Origin of the sequence: Burkholderia diffusa (assembly GCF_902499115.1) — a bacterium.
Lineage (GTDB): Bacteria > Pseudomonadota > Gammaproteobacteria > Burkholderiales > Burkholderiaceae > Burkholderia > Burkholderia diffusa.
Genome location: NZ_CABVPN010000010.1, coordinates 156,201 through 173,028 on the forward strand (window position 1 = coordinate 156,201; position 16,828 = coordinate 173,028).

A 16,828-nucleotide genomic window follows, 5' to 3' on the forward strand; every position below is an offset into this window, starting at 1 on the left:
CCGGCCCAACCCGAACCGAGCGGCTCTCCCATGCCCATCCACGTCGCGCTGCATCACACCACCCGCTACCGCTACGACCGGCCCGTCAACCTCGGCCCGCAGATCGTGCGGCTGCGGCCCGCGCCGCACTGCCGGACGCCGATCGTCGCGTATTCGATGACGGTCGAGCCCGCGCAGCACTTCATCAACTGGCAGCAGGACCCGTTCTCGAACTATCTCGCGCGGCTCGTGTTTCCGGAACGCACCGAACACTTCGAGATCACGATCGACCTGGTTGCCGAGATGTCGGTGTACAACCCGTTCGACTTCTTTCTGGAAGCGAGCGCGGAGCAATATCCGTTCAACTATGACGATGCGCTGAAGACCGAACTCGCGCCGTACCTCGCGTGCGATCCGCAGACGAGCGCGGCGCCGCTGTTCCGCGCGTATCTCGACGGCGTCGACCGCATGCCGGCCGGCACCGTGAACTTCCTCGTCGCGCTGAACCAGCAGCTGCAGCACGACATCGGCTACCTCGTGCGGATGGAGCCGGGCGTGCAGACGCCCGAGCAGACGCTGAAACTCGCATCCGGGTCGTGCCGCGACAGCGCGTGGCTGCTCGTGCAGCTGTGCCGCCACCTCGGCATCGCCGCGCGCTTCGTGTCCGGCTACCTGATCCAGCTCACGCCCGACGTGAAGGCGCTCGACGGCCCGAGCGGCACGTCGGTCGACTTCACCGACCTGCACGCGTGGTGCGAGGTCTATCTGCCGGGCGCGGGCTGGATCGGCTTCGATCCGACCTCGGGCCTGCTCGCCGGCGAAGGGCACATCCCGCTCGCGTGCACGCCGCAGCCGACCAGCGCCGCGCCGGTCGAAGGGCTGATCGACGAGTGCGAGGTGTCGTTCGAGCACGAGATGGCGGTGACGCGCGTGTACGAATCGCCGCGCGTGACGAAGCCGTATACCGAGTCGCAGTGGGACGCCGTGCGCACGCTCGGCGCGCAGGTCGACGGCGCGCTGACGGCCGGCGACGTGCGGCTCACCCAGGGCGGCGAGCCGACCTTCGTGTCGATCGACGATCGCGACGGCGCCGAGTGGAACACCGATGCGCTTGGCCCGACCAAGCGCGGCTACGCGACCGAACTCGTGCAGAGGCTGCGCGCCGAATATGGCGAAGGCGGCTTCCTGCATTTCGGGCAGGGCAAGTGGTATCCGGGCGAGCAGTTGCCGCGCTGGGCGCTGTCGATCCTCTGGCGCGCCGACGGCCAGCCCGTGTGGCACGATCCGTCGCTGTTCGCCGACGAACGCGAGCCGTCCGCGTGCACGACCGACGACGCGAAGCGCTTCATCGACGCGCTGGCCGCGCGCCTCGGGCTGACCGACGAATTCGTGCGGCCCGGCTACGAGGACGTCTGGTACTACCTGTGGCGCGAGCGCAGGCTGCCCGTCAACGTCGATCCGTTCGATTCGCGCCTCGACGACGAACTCGAACGCGCGCGGCTGCGCAAGGTGTTCGAGCAGCAGCTCGACAGCGTGGTCGGCTACGTGCTGCCGATCAAGCGCACGGACGACGCGCCGGGCCGCGATCGGCCGGGCCTCGACGGCCCGCGCTGGCAGACGGGCCCGTGGTTCTTCCGCGACGAGCGGATGTACCTCGTGCCCGGCGATTCGCCGATGGGCTATCGGCTGCCGCTCGATTCGCTGCCGTGGGTCGCTGGCGCCGACTATCCGTACCTGGTCGAACGCGATCCGTTCGCGCCGCGCGACGCGCTGCCGGACGCGGCCGCGTTCCGTGCGCGTCATGCGGGCACGGCCGACGCGCCGCACTACCTGGCCGGCGCGCATCGCGAAGCACCCGTGCAAACGGTCATGCAGTGGCGCGGCGACGGCACGGCTGCGGGTGGACGGCACGCGCATGGCGCGCCGGACGCGCAGCGCCGCCCCGAGCGCTTCGAATCGGCCGCGTGGATCACGCGTACCGCGCTGTGCGCCGAAGTGCGCAATGGCATCCTGTACCTGTTCATGCCGCCGCTCGCCGCGCTCGAGGACTATCTCGACCTGCTCGCCGCGATCGAGCTGACCGCGCACGCGCTCGACGTGAAGCTCGTGCTCGAAGGCTATCCGCCGCCGCGCGACGCACGGCTCAAGGTGCTGCAGGTCACGCCCGATCCCGGCGTGATCGAGGTGAATATCCACCCGGCGAAGAGCTTCGACGAACTCGTCGGCCAGACCGAATTCTTGTACGACGCCGCCTGGCAGTCGCGTCTTTCCAGCGAGAAGTTCATGGTCGACGGCCGGCACGTCGGCACGGGCGGCGGCAACCACTTCGTGCTCGGCGGCGCGACGCCGGCCGACAGCCCGTTCCTGCGCCGCCCGGACCTGCTCGCGAGCCTGATCGCTTACTGGCACAACCATCCGTCGCTGTCGTACCTGTTCTCGGGGCTGTTCATCGGCCCGACGAGCCAGGCGCCGCGCGTCGACGAGGCGCGCAACGACCAGGTCTACGAGCTCGACATCGCATTCGCGGAAATCCAGCGCAACAAGCTGCTGTACGGGCAGGACATGCCGCCGTGGCTCGTCGACCGCGTGCTGCGCAACCTGCTGATCGACGTGACCGGCAACACGCACCGCAGCGAATTCTGCATCGACAAGCTGTATTCGCCCGATTCGTCCACCGGCCGGCTCGGCCTGCTCGAACTGCGCGCGTTCGAGATGCCGCCGCATGCGCGGATGAGCATCGTGCAGCAACTGCTGCTGCGTGCGCTGGTCGCGCGCTTCTGGGCCGCGCCGTACACGACGCCGCTCACGCGCTGGGGCACCGCGCTGCACGATCGCTTCATGCTGCCCGCGTTCCTGAAGATGGATTTCGACGACGTGCTGGCCGAGCTGCGCGACGCCGGTTTCGCGTTCGACCCGGCCTGGTTCGCGCCGCACTTCGAATTCCGTTTCCCGCTGTTCGGGCAGATCGCGGTGAACGGGATGCAACTGTCGCTGCGCGGCGCACTGGAACCGTGGCACGTGATGGGCGAGGAGGGCGCGCCCGGCGGCACGGTGCGCTACGTCGATTCGTCGGTCGAACGGCTCGAAGTGCGCGTGACCGGGCTGAACGACAACCGCCACGTGGTGACCGTCAACGGCCGCGCGCTGCCGCTGCAGCCGACCGGCACCGTCGGCGAATATGTCGCGGGCGTGCGCTACAAGGCATGGGCGCCGCCGTCGGCGCTGCACCCGACCGTCGGCGTGCATGCGCCGCTCACGTTCGACATCGTCGATACGTGGCTGCAACGCTCGCTCGGCGGCTGCCGGTATCACGTCGCGCATCCGGGCGGGCGCAACTACGCGACGTTCCCGGTCAACGCGTACGAGGCCGAGAGCCGCCGGCTCGCGCGCTTCGTCGCGATGGGGCACACGCCGGGGCGGATGGACGTGGCGGCCGCCGCGCCGAGCCGCGAATTCCCGTTCACGCTCGACCTGCGACGGCCCTGATCGTCGGATGAAAGGACGGACGACGATGCGCGGTTCGCGACCTCCCGGCGCGCCGGCCGGAGTGCTAGGATGCGGGCTGAACGCGGCCGTCCGCCGCGCCCGGCCGCCGGTGCGGCGGCGCGCGGGCGCGTCCGCCCCCTGACGACGGAACGATATCGACCGTGCCGCCCATTCACCCCGACGATCTCGCCGACGCCGACGCGATGCCCACGCTCTTCGATACCGGCGCGCAGCCGGATGCCGCGGAACTGGCCGCCGCGCTCGCGGCGCCGGCCGCGGCCGGCCGCTACGACGAACTGCGCGGCAGCGCCGCCGGCCTCACCGCGCCGCTGCTCGCGCCTGCATGGCGCAGCTTCTTCACGTCGATCGGCAGCGACGGCGTGGCCGACCTCGACCGCCGCGCCGACGCGCTGCACCGGCGCATGCGCGAGAACGGCCTGTTCTACCAGTTGCACGAGCAGCGCGCCGGCGACGGCGCGGCCGGCCCGTGGTCGCTCGACCTGCTGCCGCTGATCGTCACGCCCGAAGACTGGGTCGCGATCGAGCGTGGCGTGTTGCAGCGCGTACGGCTGCTCAACGCGACGCTGGCCGATCTGTATGGGCCGCAGACGATCCTGCAGCGCGGGCTGTTGCCGCCCGCGCTCGTCACGGGCCATCCCGGCTACCTGCGCGCGATGCGCGGCGCACGCGTGCCGGGCGATACGTGGCTGCATGTCGTCGCGTTCGATCTCGCGCGCGGCCCGGACGGGCAGTGGCGGATCGTCGCGCAGCACACGCAGGGCGCGGCCGGGCTCGGCTACCTGCTCGAAAACCGGCTGATCGTGTCGCGGCTCTTTCCGCGCGGGTTTCGCGGGCTGCGCGTGCAGCGGCTTGCGTCCGCCTACCGTGCGCTGCTGCAGAGCATGCAGTCGCTCAGCCCGGCCGCGAAGAATTCGCGGATCGTGCTGCTGACGCCGGGGCCGCGCAGCGCGACCTACTTCGAGCATGCGTATCTCGCGCGCTACCTCGGCCTCACGCTCGTCGAGGGCGGCGACCTGACCGCGCGCGACAACCGTGTCTTCCTGAAGACGCTGCGCGGGCTCGAACCCGTGCACGGAATCCTGCGGCGCGTCGACGATGCATGGCTCGATCCGCTCGAACTGCGACCCGATTCGCTGCTCGGCGTGCCGGGGCTGCTGCAGGCCGTGCGCGCGGGCAACGTGCTGCTCGCGAATGCGCCGGGCTCGGGCTTCCTCGAATCGCCGGGCGTGCTCGGTTTCATGCCGCGCCTCGCGGAAGGGCTGCTCGGAGAAACGCTGACGCTGCCCGCCGTGCATTCTTGGTGGTGCGGCGAGGCGGCAGCCTGCGACGACGCGCTGCCGCAGCTCGCGCGCAGCATCGTGAAGCCGTCGTATCCGCCCGACGTGCAGGCCGGCGGCGCGTTCGACCCGGTGATCGGCGCGCGGCTCACGCCGGCGCAGCTGGCCGAATGGCGTGCGCGAATCATGGCCCGGCCCGAGCATTACACGGTGCAGGCCGACCTGCCGCTGTCGCAGGCGCCGACCTGGCCGGGACACGACGCGCCCGACGGGGCCGGCGGCGCGCGCATCGTGCCGAAGCCGCTGCTGCTGCGCGTCTTCGCGCTCGCCGATGGCGCGCAACGCTGGCGGCTGCTGCCGGGCGGGCTGTCGCGGGTCGGCACGCGCGATACGCTGTTCAACGCGCCGATGCCGCGCGGCGGCAGCACCGTCGATACGTGGGTGATGACCGAAGGCATCGTCGATTCGACGACGCTGCTGCAGACCCGTCTCGGCCCCGACGATCTGGTCGAGCGCCCGCGCGCGATCGCGAGCCGCGCGGCCGAGAACCTGTTCTGGCTCGGCCGCTACACCGAGCGCGCGACCAACCTGATGCGTCTTGCACGCGCCGCGCTTGAGCGGCTGCGCGGCGAGGACGACGTCGACAGTCCCGCGCATCTGGAGTTGATCGACAGGCTGTGCCGCGACACGGGGCTGATCGCGCCCGACGCGCCGAACGCCGTCGATGCGCCGCGCGCGTTCCAGCACGCGCTCGCGACGTCGCTGACGCGCGGCGCGGACCGTACCTCGGGCATCGCGTCGTGCCTGTTCGGGATGCGCGCGGCCGCCGCCGCGATCCGCGAGCGGCTGTCGAGCGATCAGTGGCGGCTGATCGACGACGCGACGCAACTGTTCGCCGACAGCGCCGATCATCCGGAAGCGGAGGAGCAGATCGGCAACGAGGCGCTGCAGCTGCTCGAGCGGCTGGGGCTGCTGCTCGGCGCGATCACCGGCGCGCAGACCGACAACATGACGCGCGACGACGGTTGGCGGCTGCTGTCGATCGGCCGGCAGATCGACCGGCTGGACTTCCTGTGCAGCGTGCTGAAGTTCGCGTTCGACGAAGGCGCGGTGCACCGGCAGGACGGCTTCGAACTCGTGCTGGAGCTGTTCGACAGCACGATCACGTTCCGCTCGCGTTTCCAGCGCGGTTTCGACGTCGCGCCGCTGCTGTCGCTCGTGGTGCTCGACACCGACAACCCGCGCTCGCTCGGCTGGGTCGTGCAGGCGCTGTGCGGCCGGCTGACGAAGGTCGAGCGCAGCGAGGGCTATGCGCTGTCCGAACTGGCCGAGACGATTCCGGACGTGCCCGCGTGGTCGCTGCACGAGCTGTGCGAAACCGGCGACGACGGCCGGCACGGCAAGCTGCTCGATGCGCTCGACGCGACCGTGAAGGCCGTGTGGGAACTGTCGAACCGGATCGGCGAGCGCTATTTCAGCCACGTGCGCGAGGCGGGCCGGACGCTATGGTGACGACGAAACACGCGGCGAAGGTGCCGGCCGGTTCCGGCAACGGACGACAGGCCGCGGCACCGGCATCGGCCGCGCCGGCCGCTGGGGCGCCCGGCCGCGTACTGCGCGTCACGCACGACACCGAATACCGCTACGCCGCACGCGTCGAATCCGCCCAGCACCAGGCGCGTCTGCAACCGCTCGCGACGCGGCGCCAGCAGGTGCTGTCGTTCGCGCTCGACATCGAGCCCGCGCCGGAATCGATCTGCACGGAAATCGACGCATTCGGCAACGCGCGCGCATCGTTCGCGCTGAACCAGCCGCACGACGCGCTGCTCGTGCGCAGCCGCAGTACGGTGTGCGTGACGCCGCCCGTGTGGTCGCTCGGTGCGCGCGGCGCGCCGCCGCCCGCGATCGCGCATCCCGACGGAAAACACACGACTGCATGGGAAGCCGTGCGCGACCGCTTGCGGTTCCGCGCGGGGCAGCCTTACGACGCAGCGAGTGAATTCGTGTTTGCTTCGCCGCACGTCGCGTGCGATCCCGAACTCGCCGCTTATGCGGCCGCGAGCTTCACGCCGCAGCGGCCACTGGTGCAGGCCGCATGGGACCTGATGCGGCGCGTGCACGCTGATTTTGCGTACACGCCGAACAGCACCGACATCACGACGTCGGCACTCGATGCGCTGCGGTTGCGCAAGGGCGTCTGCCAGGATTTCGCGCACGTGATGATCGGCGCGCTGCGCTCGCTCGGGCTGGCCGCGCGTTACGTGAGCGGTTATCTGCTGACGCAGCCGCCGCCCGGGCAGCCGCGATTGATCGGCGCGGACGCGTCGCATGCATGGGTCGAGGTGTACGACCCGGCGTGGCCCGAGGACAACGGCTGGCTGCAGCTCGATCCGACCAACGACCGTGCACCGGGCGACGACTACGTGATGCTGTCGATCGGCCGCGACTACGCGGACGTGACGCCGCTGCGCGGCGTGATCCGCGGCGGCGGCGCGGATCAGGAGCTGAAGGTCGGCGTGACGGTCGAGCCGCTCGATACGCCGTAAGCCACGCGGCATGATCGGGCCGGCGCCGCGCTCGCCGGCCTTTCAAGCATTTAAGTCTTCGTTAATTCTGCCCGCCTAGCATGGGGATGCCGGCGAACGGACCGGATCCTGGTCCGGCGCCGGCGGCACGCACGGGTGCGTCGACGTCACGGCGCCGCGCCGTCGCGCGTGGCCATTCCCTTGCAACGGCGGCAGACATGATCAAGAACTTCGACTACACGCTCGGCAACGAGACGATCGCGCTCTGCGCGAGCTTCGGCGCGGGCCCCGCATTCCGTCGCGTGCTCGTGAGCCGCGCGGATTCGATGGAGACGCTCGTGGTGCTCGACGCACGCGGCCTGTCGGGTCTGCTGAAGGTGGCGACCGAGCAGCCGGAAGGATTGCTCGACGATGCGATCCGCAAGGTTGGCGACGAACAGCTCGTCGAGCGCGCGATCAGCGGCCGGACGATCGTCGAAGCCGCGCTTTGAGCGGGCGGCGCGTGCAGGCCGGTGTTGCCGGCTGCAACGCGCCGCTTGGGCGTGGCGGCTTACGCAGCGAACCGGTCCGTCGCGGCGAGCAGTGCCTTCAGGATGCCCGGTTCGTTATACGCATGCCCGGCGTCCGGCACGATCTCGAACGTCGCGTCGGGCCATGCCTTCGCGAGGTCCCACGCGGTGCGTGCGGGCGTCGCGATGTCGTAGCGGCCTTGCACGATCACGCCCGGAATGCCGGCGAGGCGATGCGCGTCGCGCAGCAGCTGGCCTTCTTCGACGAAACCGCGGTTCACGAAGTAGTGGTTTTCGATTCGCGCGAACGCGAGCGCGTAGTGGCCGTCCGCGAAGTGCGCGGCCAGCGCCGGATCGGGCAGCAGCGTGATCGTACGGCCTTCCCAGATGCTCCATGCGCGCGCGGCTTCGAGCTTCGCCGCTTCGTCGTCGCCCGTCAGCCGGCGATGGTACGCGGCCATCAGGTCGCCGCGCTCGGCTTCCGGAATCGGCGCGAGGAATTCCTCCCACAGATCCGGGAACAGCCACGACGCACCTTCCTGGTAGTACCACAGCAACTCCGCGCGGCGCATCGTGAAGATGCCGCGCACGACGAGCGCGCTCACGCGCTGCGGGTGTGTTTCCGCATAGGCGAGGGCGAGCGCGCTGCCCCACGAGCCGCCGAACACGAGCCATTGTTCCGCGCCCACCATCTCGCGCAGGCGCTCGATGTCGGCCACCAGATGCCACGTCGTGTTGTTGTCGAGGCTGGCATGCGGCGTCGAACGCCCGCAGCCGCGCTGGTCGAACAGCAGGATGTCGTAGCGCTCGGGATCGAACAGGCGGCGATGGTCGGGGCTGCAGCCGGCGCCCGGGCCGCCATGCAGGAACACCGCCGGCTTGCCGGACGGGTTGCCGCAGCGCTCCCAGTAGATGCGGTGGCCGTCGCCGGTATCGAGGTGGCCGTGGGCGTAGGGTTCGATCGGTGGGTACACAGGCAGGCTCCGGGTGAGGGTCGGCAGGAGGGCGGACGAGGCACGGGCCGGTGTGCGATCGGAATCCCGCAGCGCCGGTATCGCGGATATTGCGGCGCCGCAAGATTCGTTGTGTCTGCATCGGACCGGCCGCCGCCGGACAAGGCTTGTCATTATGCCCATTCATTCCGGCCGCCGTGCGCCGGCCGGCACCGGGCGTGCGGCGCGGTATTTCGGCCGACAGGCGCACCGAAATTTTTTGAAGCAATTTCGTTCCGATATTTTTCAGACAAAATCCCGGCGACATATCGGCGAGCCGGTCGCGGGCGCCGGCCTTCATACCGTTCCTCCACCGTGCCAACGGGAAACGAGCCGATGAACCATCGCGTCAAGCAGCTGACCGGGTTGCGCGCCGTCGCGGTCACGATGGTCGTCGTCGGCCATGCGGAGCACGTGCTGCCGGGCGGCTATACGGGCTGGTTCGCGCCGCTGCGGCTGATCGCCGACGGCCGGCTCGGCGTGCTGATCTTCTTCGTCCTCAGCGGCTTCCTGATCACCAACGTGCTGCGCGCGGAATTCGCGCGCACCGGCGGGATCGCGCTGACGTCGTTCTACGTGCGCCGCGCGTTGCGGATCTGGCCGGCCTGCTACGTGTATCTCGCGACCGTCGGCGTGCTCGCCATCGCCGGCTGGCTCGACGTCGATCGCCATCAGTGGCTGTATGCGGCGCTGCATCTGTGGAACTACTCGGCGTGGTTCGGGCTGACCGGCGACAACGCGCTGCATCCGGCCGGCGCGTGGTATCTCGGCCATTTCTGGTCGCTCGCGCTCGAGGAGCAGTTCTACTGGTTCTGGCCGCTGCTGTTCGTGTACGGCACCCGCCGTCGCGGCACCCGCTGGCTGGCCGCGCTGATCCTGGCCGTGCCGCTGGTGCGCGCGCTCACGTATTTCGTCGCGCCGGCGCTGCGCGGCCAGCTCGGAATGATGCTGCATACGGGCGTCGATCCGATTCTGATCGGCTGCTACGCGGCGCTCAACCGTGAACGGATCGAAGCATGGATCCGCTCGTGGCGCGGCGAGACGCGCATCGTGACGGCGCTCGTCTTCATCGTGCTGTTCGGCATGCCCGTTGCCGAGCATCGGCTCGGTGGCTTCTGGAATGCGACCTACGGCGTGACGCTCGAGGCCGCGCTGATCGCGATCGTGATCGTCGTGCTGAATTTCCGCAGCGAGTTCTGGTGCGCGCGGTGGCTGCGCGCCGCGCCGGTCGTGTTCGTCGGCACGATCTCGTTCAGCCTGTATCTGTGGCAGCAGCCGTTCGCGAATCCGGATCTGGCCGTTCCGCACGCCTTCCCGCTCGGGATCGTGTGGGCGCTGCTGGCCGCGACGGCGAGCTATTTCCTCGTCGAGAAACCGTTCCTTCGGCTGAAGGATCGCTACACCGCGCGCGAGACGCGACGCATGCGCGACGATGCACTGCGGATGCCGGTGCAGACCGATGCGATCGGGCCGAAGGTGGCGGAGTAGGCGGGCGTGGCGTGCGCTGCCTGCGGCTTCACTTGAAACGCTTCAGCGCCTCGGGTGAATACCAGAAGGTCCGGAACATGTCGATCCCGTACGACTTGCCGTCGTATCTGACGATCGTGCGTGCGGTTCGCTTGCCCGTATCCGAGTAGTTGCCATCTGCGCGCTTCGTCTCTGTGACGTGTGCGGTGATCGACAGGTCGGCGAAGCCGTGGCTCGACGCTTGCTCGACGGCGATCGTCATCTTCGCGTCTTCGCTGCGAGCGTCGCCCGCGCCGGCGCCGCACGCGTCGCCCTCGACGCTGACCCAGCCGTACAGGTTGGTGCCGAATACCGGGCGGATGCGATTTCCTTCGCGAACCCACAGCGTCAGCTCTTCGCTTGCGTTCGCATCGGGGCAGCTCGGCCCGCGTGCGCTGCTCGTGAAGACGATGCCGAATGCACGCACGTCGCGCGACAGGCGGTACGGCGCGGTATCGATGCGATAGCTGTTCGGGCCGACTTCGGTGGCGGCATCTTCCTCGACGATCGACTGCTCGGCCGCGACGACCTTGCCGCCCTCGACGAGCGCGACGACCTGCAGCTTGCTGCTGTCGTCTGGGTTCTTGCTCTTCGGCAGCGAATCGAACGCGATGGCCGCGATCGTCGTCTGCGGCGCGTTCGGCATGACCTTGCATGCCGATGCGATAACGAGCTGGTCCGCGCCACGCGTGGCGCCCGCGATTCCGGCCCAGCGGGCGACGGCCGTGACGGCGGCGGCGTCGCACGGCTGACCGCCGGCAGCCTGAACCAGGGGGGAGGCGGCGAGCGCCAGAAGCGGGGCGAAATGGAGGATTCTCGGGGGCATGTGGGGGATGGTCTTTTGGGCGGTGGATGTCGTTGAACGGCCATCTACAGACGCTGGCCATAGCGCCCAATCTGACACTCGAATGTCGGCTTTGCTCCAAGTGTTGGACGTCTGCGCGCTATTTTTTCGCAATGCATCGTGGACGAATGCACTGAGTCACGGTACCTAGTTCCAGTCCAAAGCTTCTGAGCGGAAGTGCAATCACGTAACTCAGGGTTCCGTCCTCGAACTGGCCCCGGCGGGCGCGGACGAAAGTAGAATATGCGCATACAACTAGCAAGAGGTATCTATGGCGGCAAAAAAACCGCAGTCCCAAGCTGGAATGGTCTCCCTATCCATGTTTAATAACAAGGGAGGTGTGGGCAAAACAACGTTGACCTGTAACCTCGCTTCTCTCTTGTCGACAAAGTATCACAAACGCGTGTTAGTCGTCGACTGTGACCCTCAGTGCAATTCGACGCAGCTAATTATGGGCGAGACCTATGCGACCTCACTCTATTGGGATCATGCCGATACCAACGGAGTAACCACGGTCAAAGAGATTTTGCAAAAAATTGAGGACGGTGATTCCGACATAAATGAGAATGTTGTCCCCGTGAAATCAAGTGAAAACAGATTCCAAGTGGATTTAATTCCTGGTCATCCTGCGCTGTCAATTGTCGAAGATCGTTTGGGTGCAGCTTGGCATTCGTTGAAAGGCGGAGATCTCGGTGGCATCAGGCAAACCAATTGGAGCACCGCACTGTGCAGAGTAATTCAACACCGATATGACATTGTCTTCTTCGACCTTGGGCCAAGTCTCGGCGCACTAAACCGCAGCATTCTCATCGGCTGCGACCGTTTTGTGACACCTATGGGAACGGACATATTTAGTATTCTCGGTGTTCGCAATATCGGCGAGTGGCTCAAATCGTGGGCGGGTCTCTATGAAAACGCCTTGAAACTTTGTGAAAAGGCAACGCCGAATCGACTTCAAAATTATCCGATTTCCACTTCACTGTCGATACAACACGGTTTTTCCGGGTATACACTTCAGCAATATATTACGAAATCGAAGCAGGGAATTCGTCGCCCGACCAAAGCATATGAAGAGATTATTAATAACGTTCCTGCTGAGGTTGAAAAATCTCTGGGGAATTTTTGGGGTTCAAAAAATGAATTTTTGAACGCAAAACTCGGTGACATCCCGCACCTCTACAGCTTGATTCCATTGGCGCAAACGGTATCTGCGCCGATTATGTCTCTGAAGTCTCAGGATGGACTGGTTGGCTCTCAGTTTCAGCAGCGAGACGAATACGTGTCAATATTGAGTCGTCTTGCCGACAATCTTATGTCGAACATCAACAATCCACTGGCCGCGTAACCTATGGAATGGGATAAATCATTTGTGGATGAACTGGCCGCCCGACGCTGTATCGTATTTATGGGGTCGGGAGTGTCTGCCGGTTGTCGAAGCGCCGATGGGACTAAGTCGCCGCCCGACTGGGCTGCTCTGCTGCGGCTTCTGCATGGGGCCATGCCTTTGGGAAGCGACAAGGATTTTGCTCTTGCAAAGATTGAGGCCAAAGAATATCTCGACGCTGCCGAAGTTATCTGCTCGCGAGTCAGTGCGGCGGATTTTGCGGCAATAATGCGGGCAGAGTTTGTCGCGCCTAGATATCAAGCTTCTGGTGCGCATCGGTCGATCCTGAAGATGGATCCAAAGATTGTAGTTACTACAAACTATGATGATATTTATGAAAGGTATTGCGCAACAGGTGATGCTGCGGCTGGATATAACGTTTGCCGATATTATGAGACTCATCTAATTAACGACCTTCGCTCGCCAGTTCGGTCTATTATCAAAGCACACGGCTGTGTCACCGACCCATCTAAGGGCGTGCTGACGAAGCATCAGTACTTTAAGGCGCGACAGCAATCGCCTAATTTTTTTAAAATACTAGATGCGCTGTTCATTACCCACACGTTGCTTTTCATTGGGTACAGCCTTAGTGATCCAGACATTCAGCTATTACTGGAAAACACCAATATCACTGCTCCGAGCGCGCATCAGCATTATGCAGTGGTTCGCCAAGGTTCAATGCACGAAGCGCTGAAGTCGGCTGCGACAAAATCGTACAATCTGAGGTTTGTCGAGTATGGAGGCGATGGCCACGAGGAACTGCTTGCTGGACTGGAGGACCTTGCCAATTTAGTAGTAGAGAAGCGCGAAGCCAATCCAACCGCGATTTGACCGCAATTCGTCGATTGCGCAGAGTTCGGCGGGGGAGCATCCCAAAACATGGTTATCAGGGAGGCGAGATGGCGGCGTTGCTGAATGACGTGCCGCCAAATCTCCATGAGCGAATGGCCGCATGGCCTTCAGAGCAGCCACTGCCGGTGCGACGCGTCGAGCGGCCGCTCCGGGTCGTTCTGAGCCGGTAACAGACCATCGGGGAGGTATCCGACAGCGCCCGTTTCGGCCACTACGACCCATGCACGACCGGCGCCCGCATTGGTGCCTAAACGCTGGAGTGCCGCTTGCGGCGATACGCTCGAAACTCGTTCTGCGATTTGCCGCACCCAGTTGTTTTCCCCACCGTACCTCCGGTGCAGCAAAATGCGTGTCCTGTCTCTCGGGCGGCCACGATGAGTGGCGCACTGGAACGCGTGCCTCCCGACCGCGGCGTCTTGCGCGGTCCGGATTCGAGGCACCTGCCTGGATGCGGCCCGTGCGATGATTTGCCATGACTGACACGAGAGATGGAATGACGACTACATTCGACGAGGCGACAACTGCGGCGATCGCCGCGTTTGCCCAATTGGATTTCTACACGGCTGTGCAAGCGATGCGCGCCGAAGCCGATTACGACCGCGAACGAGACCAGTGGATCTCGCGCTATATCGACGAACACGGCGGCGGCGCGGACGATGCAGAATACGACGCCCTGCACGCGCAGGCCCAGGCAACCCCGGAATACGCGCAGTTCATCGACGCGGTTCGCCGGGAAATCCTGGAATACTTCGGCGTGACCGACGATCAGCTGGACAACATGGTCCTGCTGCGCGATGACGACAGCGATGAGCTTTGGGCGGAAGTCAACCGGCAGCGGAGCGCGCTCGGAACCGGTGAAGTGCGTGGAGATCTCTGAGCGCTGCTTGCAGTCGCATGTGCCCGCTGCCAGGAAGGCTCACTCCACCAGCAATTTCGCGCTGTGGTGCGACAAGATCCCGACGAACTGGTCGGCGGGCTGTGGCCGCGCGAACAGGAAACCCTGCCCCTGATGGCAACCGATCTCCTTCAGGAAGGCCAGTTGTTTTTCCGTCTCTACGCCTTCCATCACGACGTCGAGCCCCAGCGCGCGGCCCATCGCAACGATCGCGCGCACGATCGCGTCGTCCGTGCTGCCCGAACCGCAGTCCCTGAGGAACGACTGATCGATCTTCAGCGTATCGACGGGCAGATCCTTCAGGTACACCAGCGACGAATATCCCGTCCCGAAATCGTCGATCGCCAGGCTGATCCCCCGGATCGCCAGTTCGCGCAGCAGGATGCCGATTTCCTCGCGGGTGTTCATCGCCATGCTTTCGAGCAGCTCGAGCTGTAGGCACTCGGTCGGCAACGTGGTTTCGCTGAGGATGGTCGTCAGGTCGCTGAGAAAATGGTCGGTAAGGCATTGCCGTGCCGACACGTTCACCGCCACACGTCCGAACTCGAAGCCCTCGTCGAGCCAGCGGCACGCCTGGCGGCAGGCTTCGTGGAGCACCCACCGGCCGATCGGGACGATCAGCGCGGACCGCTCCGCGAGCCCGATGAAGTCACCCGGCGGTACCAGCCCCCTGCGTGGATGCAACCAGCGCAGCAACGCCTCCACGCCGACGATCCGGCCGCTGGCCAGATCGAATTGCGGCTGGTAGAACAGGCGGAATTCATTCTGCTCGAGCGCGCGGTGCAACTCGCCGAGCATATCCAGCTGCTCGATCGCCGACGACGTCATCTTGCTCTCGAAGAACTGGAACACGTTCCTGCCGCGACTCTTCGCGCCGTACATCGCCTGGTCCGCGAGCAGGATCAAGTGCTCCGCCTCGATCCCGTCGTCCGGATAGATGCTGATGCCGATGCTCGGTGTGACGAAGACCTCGCGACCGCCGATATCGATGGGCCGCGCCACTTCGTCCAGCAGCCTGCGCGCAATGCGCCCGACGTCGCGGACGTCGTCGAACTCCTCGAGCACGAGCGCGAATTCGTCGCCGCCCATGCGTGCCACAGTGTCGTTCGCGAGCACTTCCGCGACGATGCGTCCCGCAACGATCTTCAACACCTCATCGCCGGCGTTGTGGCCGAGCGTATCGTTGACCAGCTTGAAGCGGTCGAGATCGAGGTACATCACCGCGACCTTGCGACCGAGGCGCTTCGCCTGGACGATCGCGTGCGCGAGCCGCTCCTCGAACAGCGCCCGGTTCGCGAGATTGGTGAGCACGTCGTGCGTGGCGAGATAGCCCAGCCGTTCCTCCGCCTGGCGCCGCTGCGTGATGTCGGAAAAGATCGCCGCGTAGTGGGATATCTCGCCTGCGTTGTCGCGAATGCTGGTGATCGTCAGGTATTCGAGAAACAGCTCGCCGGTCTTGCGGCGATTCCAGATTTCGCCTTGCCAGTGGCCGTCGGTGGTCAGCGAATGCCACAGCTGCTTGTAGAATTCGGGCGTCTGGCGCCCTGAACTCAGCAGGCCCGGGTTGCGCCCGATCACTTCGTCCTCGGTGTACCCGGTCAGGCGCGTGAACGCCCGGTTGACGCGCTCGATCTTCGCATGCCGGTCGGTCACCATGATGCCTTCGAGCGCCGATTCGAACACCCGATCCGCCATGCGCAGGTTGAAGCGGGCGAGACCCAGCGCTTCGTCGCGCTCGCGCAAGGCGCTGCGCAGCTCGTTCGCGTATTCGTGCTCGATGCTCTTCAGCACGTCCGCGAAACAGAGCAGCCCGGTGAGCTTGCCATCCTCGTCCTGGATGCCGACGTGCCGCATATTGTGCTCGGTCATGAAGCGCTGCGCGGCATACAGACTCTGCCGGGCGGACAGCATCTGCAGCGGCCTGCTGGCGAAGGCCCCGACCGCGCCTTGGGCCCCGCCGTCCGCCAGGAGCCGGACGACGTCCCGTTCGGTCAGGATGCCGCGCTCGCCGTCGTCGTAGCCGACGAGGATCGCATCGAGCTGTTGCGTGCGCATCTGCGCGATGACTGCATGCAGCGCGGCATGCTCGGGCACGACGACGGGCGGATGGACGGAGATCGATTCGATCGGCTTCAGGTGGAGGAAGAATTCCGGCCCCTGGTTCACGACGACGTCGGTCTGCGTCAGCACACCGATCGCGGCGCCATCCCGGACCACCACGAAGTGCCGCACGCCCGACTGCGTGAACTTCATCGCAGCTTCACCCAGCGGCGTACTGGCCTCGAGCGTCAGCACCGGATGGCTCATCACCTCGCCGACCGGCCGATCGAGCCCGCGCGGATCGTCGCCGGCCGACAGTGCATCGTGCTCGGTCCAGATCCCGACGACCTGGTCGTCCTGCATCACGACGATCGAGCTGCAGTGCTCGGCGAACATGCGTCGTGCGACCTCTCGCACCGGCGTGGCAGGTGTGCAAGACAGAATCTGACGCGCGACCAGGCGCGCAATCGGGACATCGTAACTGTTCGGATACATTCTCTAACCAACACGAAAAACCT

The 16,828-nt window shown here is 65.8% G+C and carries 11 protein-coding genes; 8 read left to right on the forward strand and 3 right to left on the reverse strand.

All coding sequences use genetic code 11. The features are described 5' to 3' along the window. The first annotated feature begins 30 nt into the window (after positions 1-30). The 4 genes from BTE28158_RS12250 to BTE28158_RS12265 all read left to right on the forward strand — a co-directional run bounded on the left by BTE28158_RS12250 (position 31) and on the right by BTE28158_RS12265 (position 7,779). Positions 31-3,465 carry a transglutaminase family protein gene (locus BTE28158_RS12250; protein WP_151052100.1) on the forward strand — a complete coding sequence of 1,145 codons (3,435 nt, stop codon included), beginning with the start codon at positions 31-33 and terminating at the stop codon, positions 3,463-3,465. A gap of 203 nt (positions 3,466-3,668) precedes the next feature. Next, positions 3,669-6,275 (forward strand): circularly permuted type 2 ATP-grasp protein, encoded by a 2,607-nt coding sequence (locus BTE28158_RS12255; RefSeq protein ID WP_174919904.1) that lies wholly within the window; start codon positions 3,669-3,671, stop codon positions 6,273-6,275. Continuing rightward, positions 6,269-7,309 (forward strand): transglutaminase family protein, encoded by a 1,041-nt coding sequence (locus BTE28158_RS12260; RefSeq protein ID WP_124628768.1) that lies wholly within the window; start codon positions 6,269-6,271, stop codon positions 7,307-7,309. Before BTE28158_RS12255 ends, BTE28158_RS12260 begins: the two co-directional genes overlap by 7 nt. A 197-nt stretch (positions 7,310-7,506) precedes the next feature. Next, complete coding sequence (locus BTE28158_RS12265; protein ID WP_059607812.1) at positions 7,507-7,779, forward strand: hypothetical protein; 273 nt, start codon at positions 7,507-7,509, stop codon at positions 7,777-7,779. 59 nt (positions 7,780-7,838) lie between these two features. Here the strand turns inward: BTE28158_RS12265 and pip are convergent, their stop codons facing one another. After that, complete coding sequence (gene pip, locus BTE28158_RS12270; protein WP_151049724.1) at positions 7,839-8,771, reverse strand: prolyl aminopeptidase; 933 nt, start codon at positions 8,769-8,771, stop codon at positions 7,839-7,841. Between the two features lie 354 nt (positions 8,772-9,125). Here pip and BTE28158_RS12275 point away from each other — a divergent pair, with 354 nt between their 5' ends. Continuing rightward, on the forward strand, positions 9,126-10,277 hold the full coding sequence (locus BTE28158_RS12275; RefSeq protein WP_151049726.1) for an acyltransferase family protein: 1,152 nt from the start codon (positions 9,126-9,128) through the stop codon (positions 10,275-10,277). A gap of 28 nt (positions 10,278-10,305) precedes the next feature. Here BTE28158_RS12275 and BTE28158_RS12280 read toward each other — a convergent pair whose 3' ends face one another. Continuing rightward, positions 10,306-11,121 (reverse strand): PA3715 family protein, encoded by an 816-nt coding sequence (locus BTE28158_RS12280; RefSeq protein WP_151049728.1) that lies wholly within the window; start codon positions 11,119-11,121, stop codon positions 10,306-10,308. Between the two features lie 337 nt (positions 11,122-11,458). On the opposite strand from BTE28158_RS12280, the gene BTE28158_RS12285 reads away from it, so the two are divergent. The 3 genes from BTE28158_RS12285 (at position 11,459) to BTE28158_RS12295 (ending at position 14,252) form a co-directional block, all read left to right on the forward strand. Beyond that, positions 11,459-12,484 carry a ParA family protein gene (locus BTE28158_RS12285; RefSeq protein WP_239007260.1) on the forward strand — a complete coding sequence of 342 codons (1,026 nt, stop codon included), beginning with the start codon at positions 11,459-11,461 and terminating at the stop codon, positions 12,482-12,484. 3 nt (positions 12,485-12,487) lie between these two features. Then, the gene (locus BTE28158_RS12290; RefSeq protein ID WP_151049732.1) at positions 12,488-13,354 is read left to right on the forward strand and encodes an SIR2 family protein; all 867 of its coding nucleotides are present in this window, start codon (positions 12,488-12,490) and stop codon (positions 13,352-13,354) included. 514 nt (positions 13,355-13,868) lie between these two features. Then, positions 13,869-14,252 carry a hypothetical protein gene (locus BTE28158_RS12295; RefSeq protein ID WP_059684678.1) on the forward strand — a complete coding sequence of 128 codons (384 nt, stop codon included), beginning with the start codon at positions 13,869-13,871 and terminating at the stop codon, positions 14,250-14,252. A gap of 39 nt (positions 14,253-14,291) precedes the next feature. Here the strand turns inward: BTE28158_RS12295 and BTE28158_RS12300 are convergent, their stop codons facing one another. Then, positions 14,292-16,805, reverse strand: a complete 2,514-nt coding sequence (locus BTE28158_RS12300; protein ID WP_151049734.1) for an EAL domain-containing protein — start codon at positions 16,803-16,805, stop codon at positions 14,292-14,294. Between the last annotated feature and the right edge of the window lie 23 nt (positions 16,806-16,828).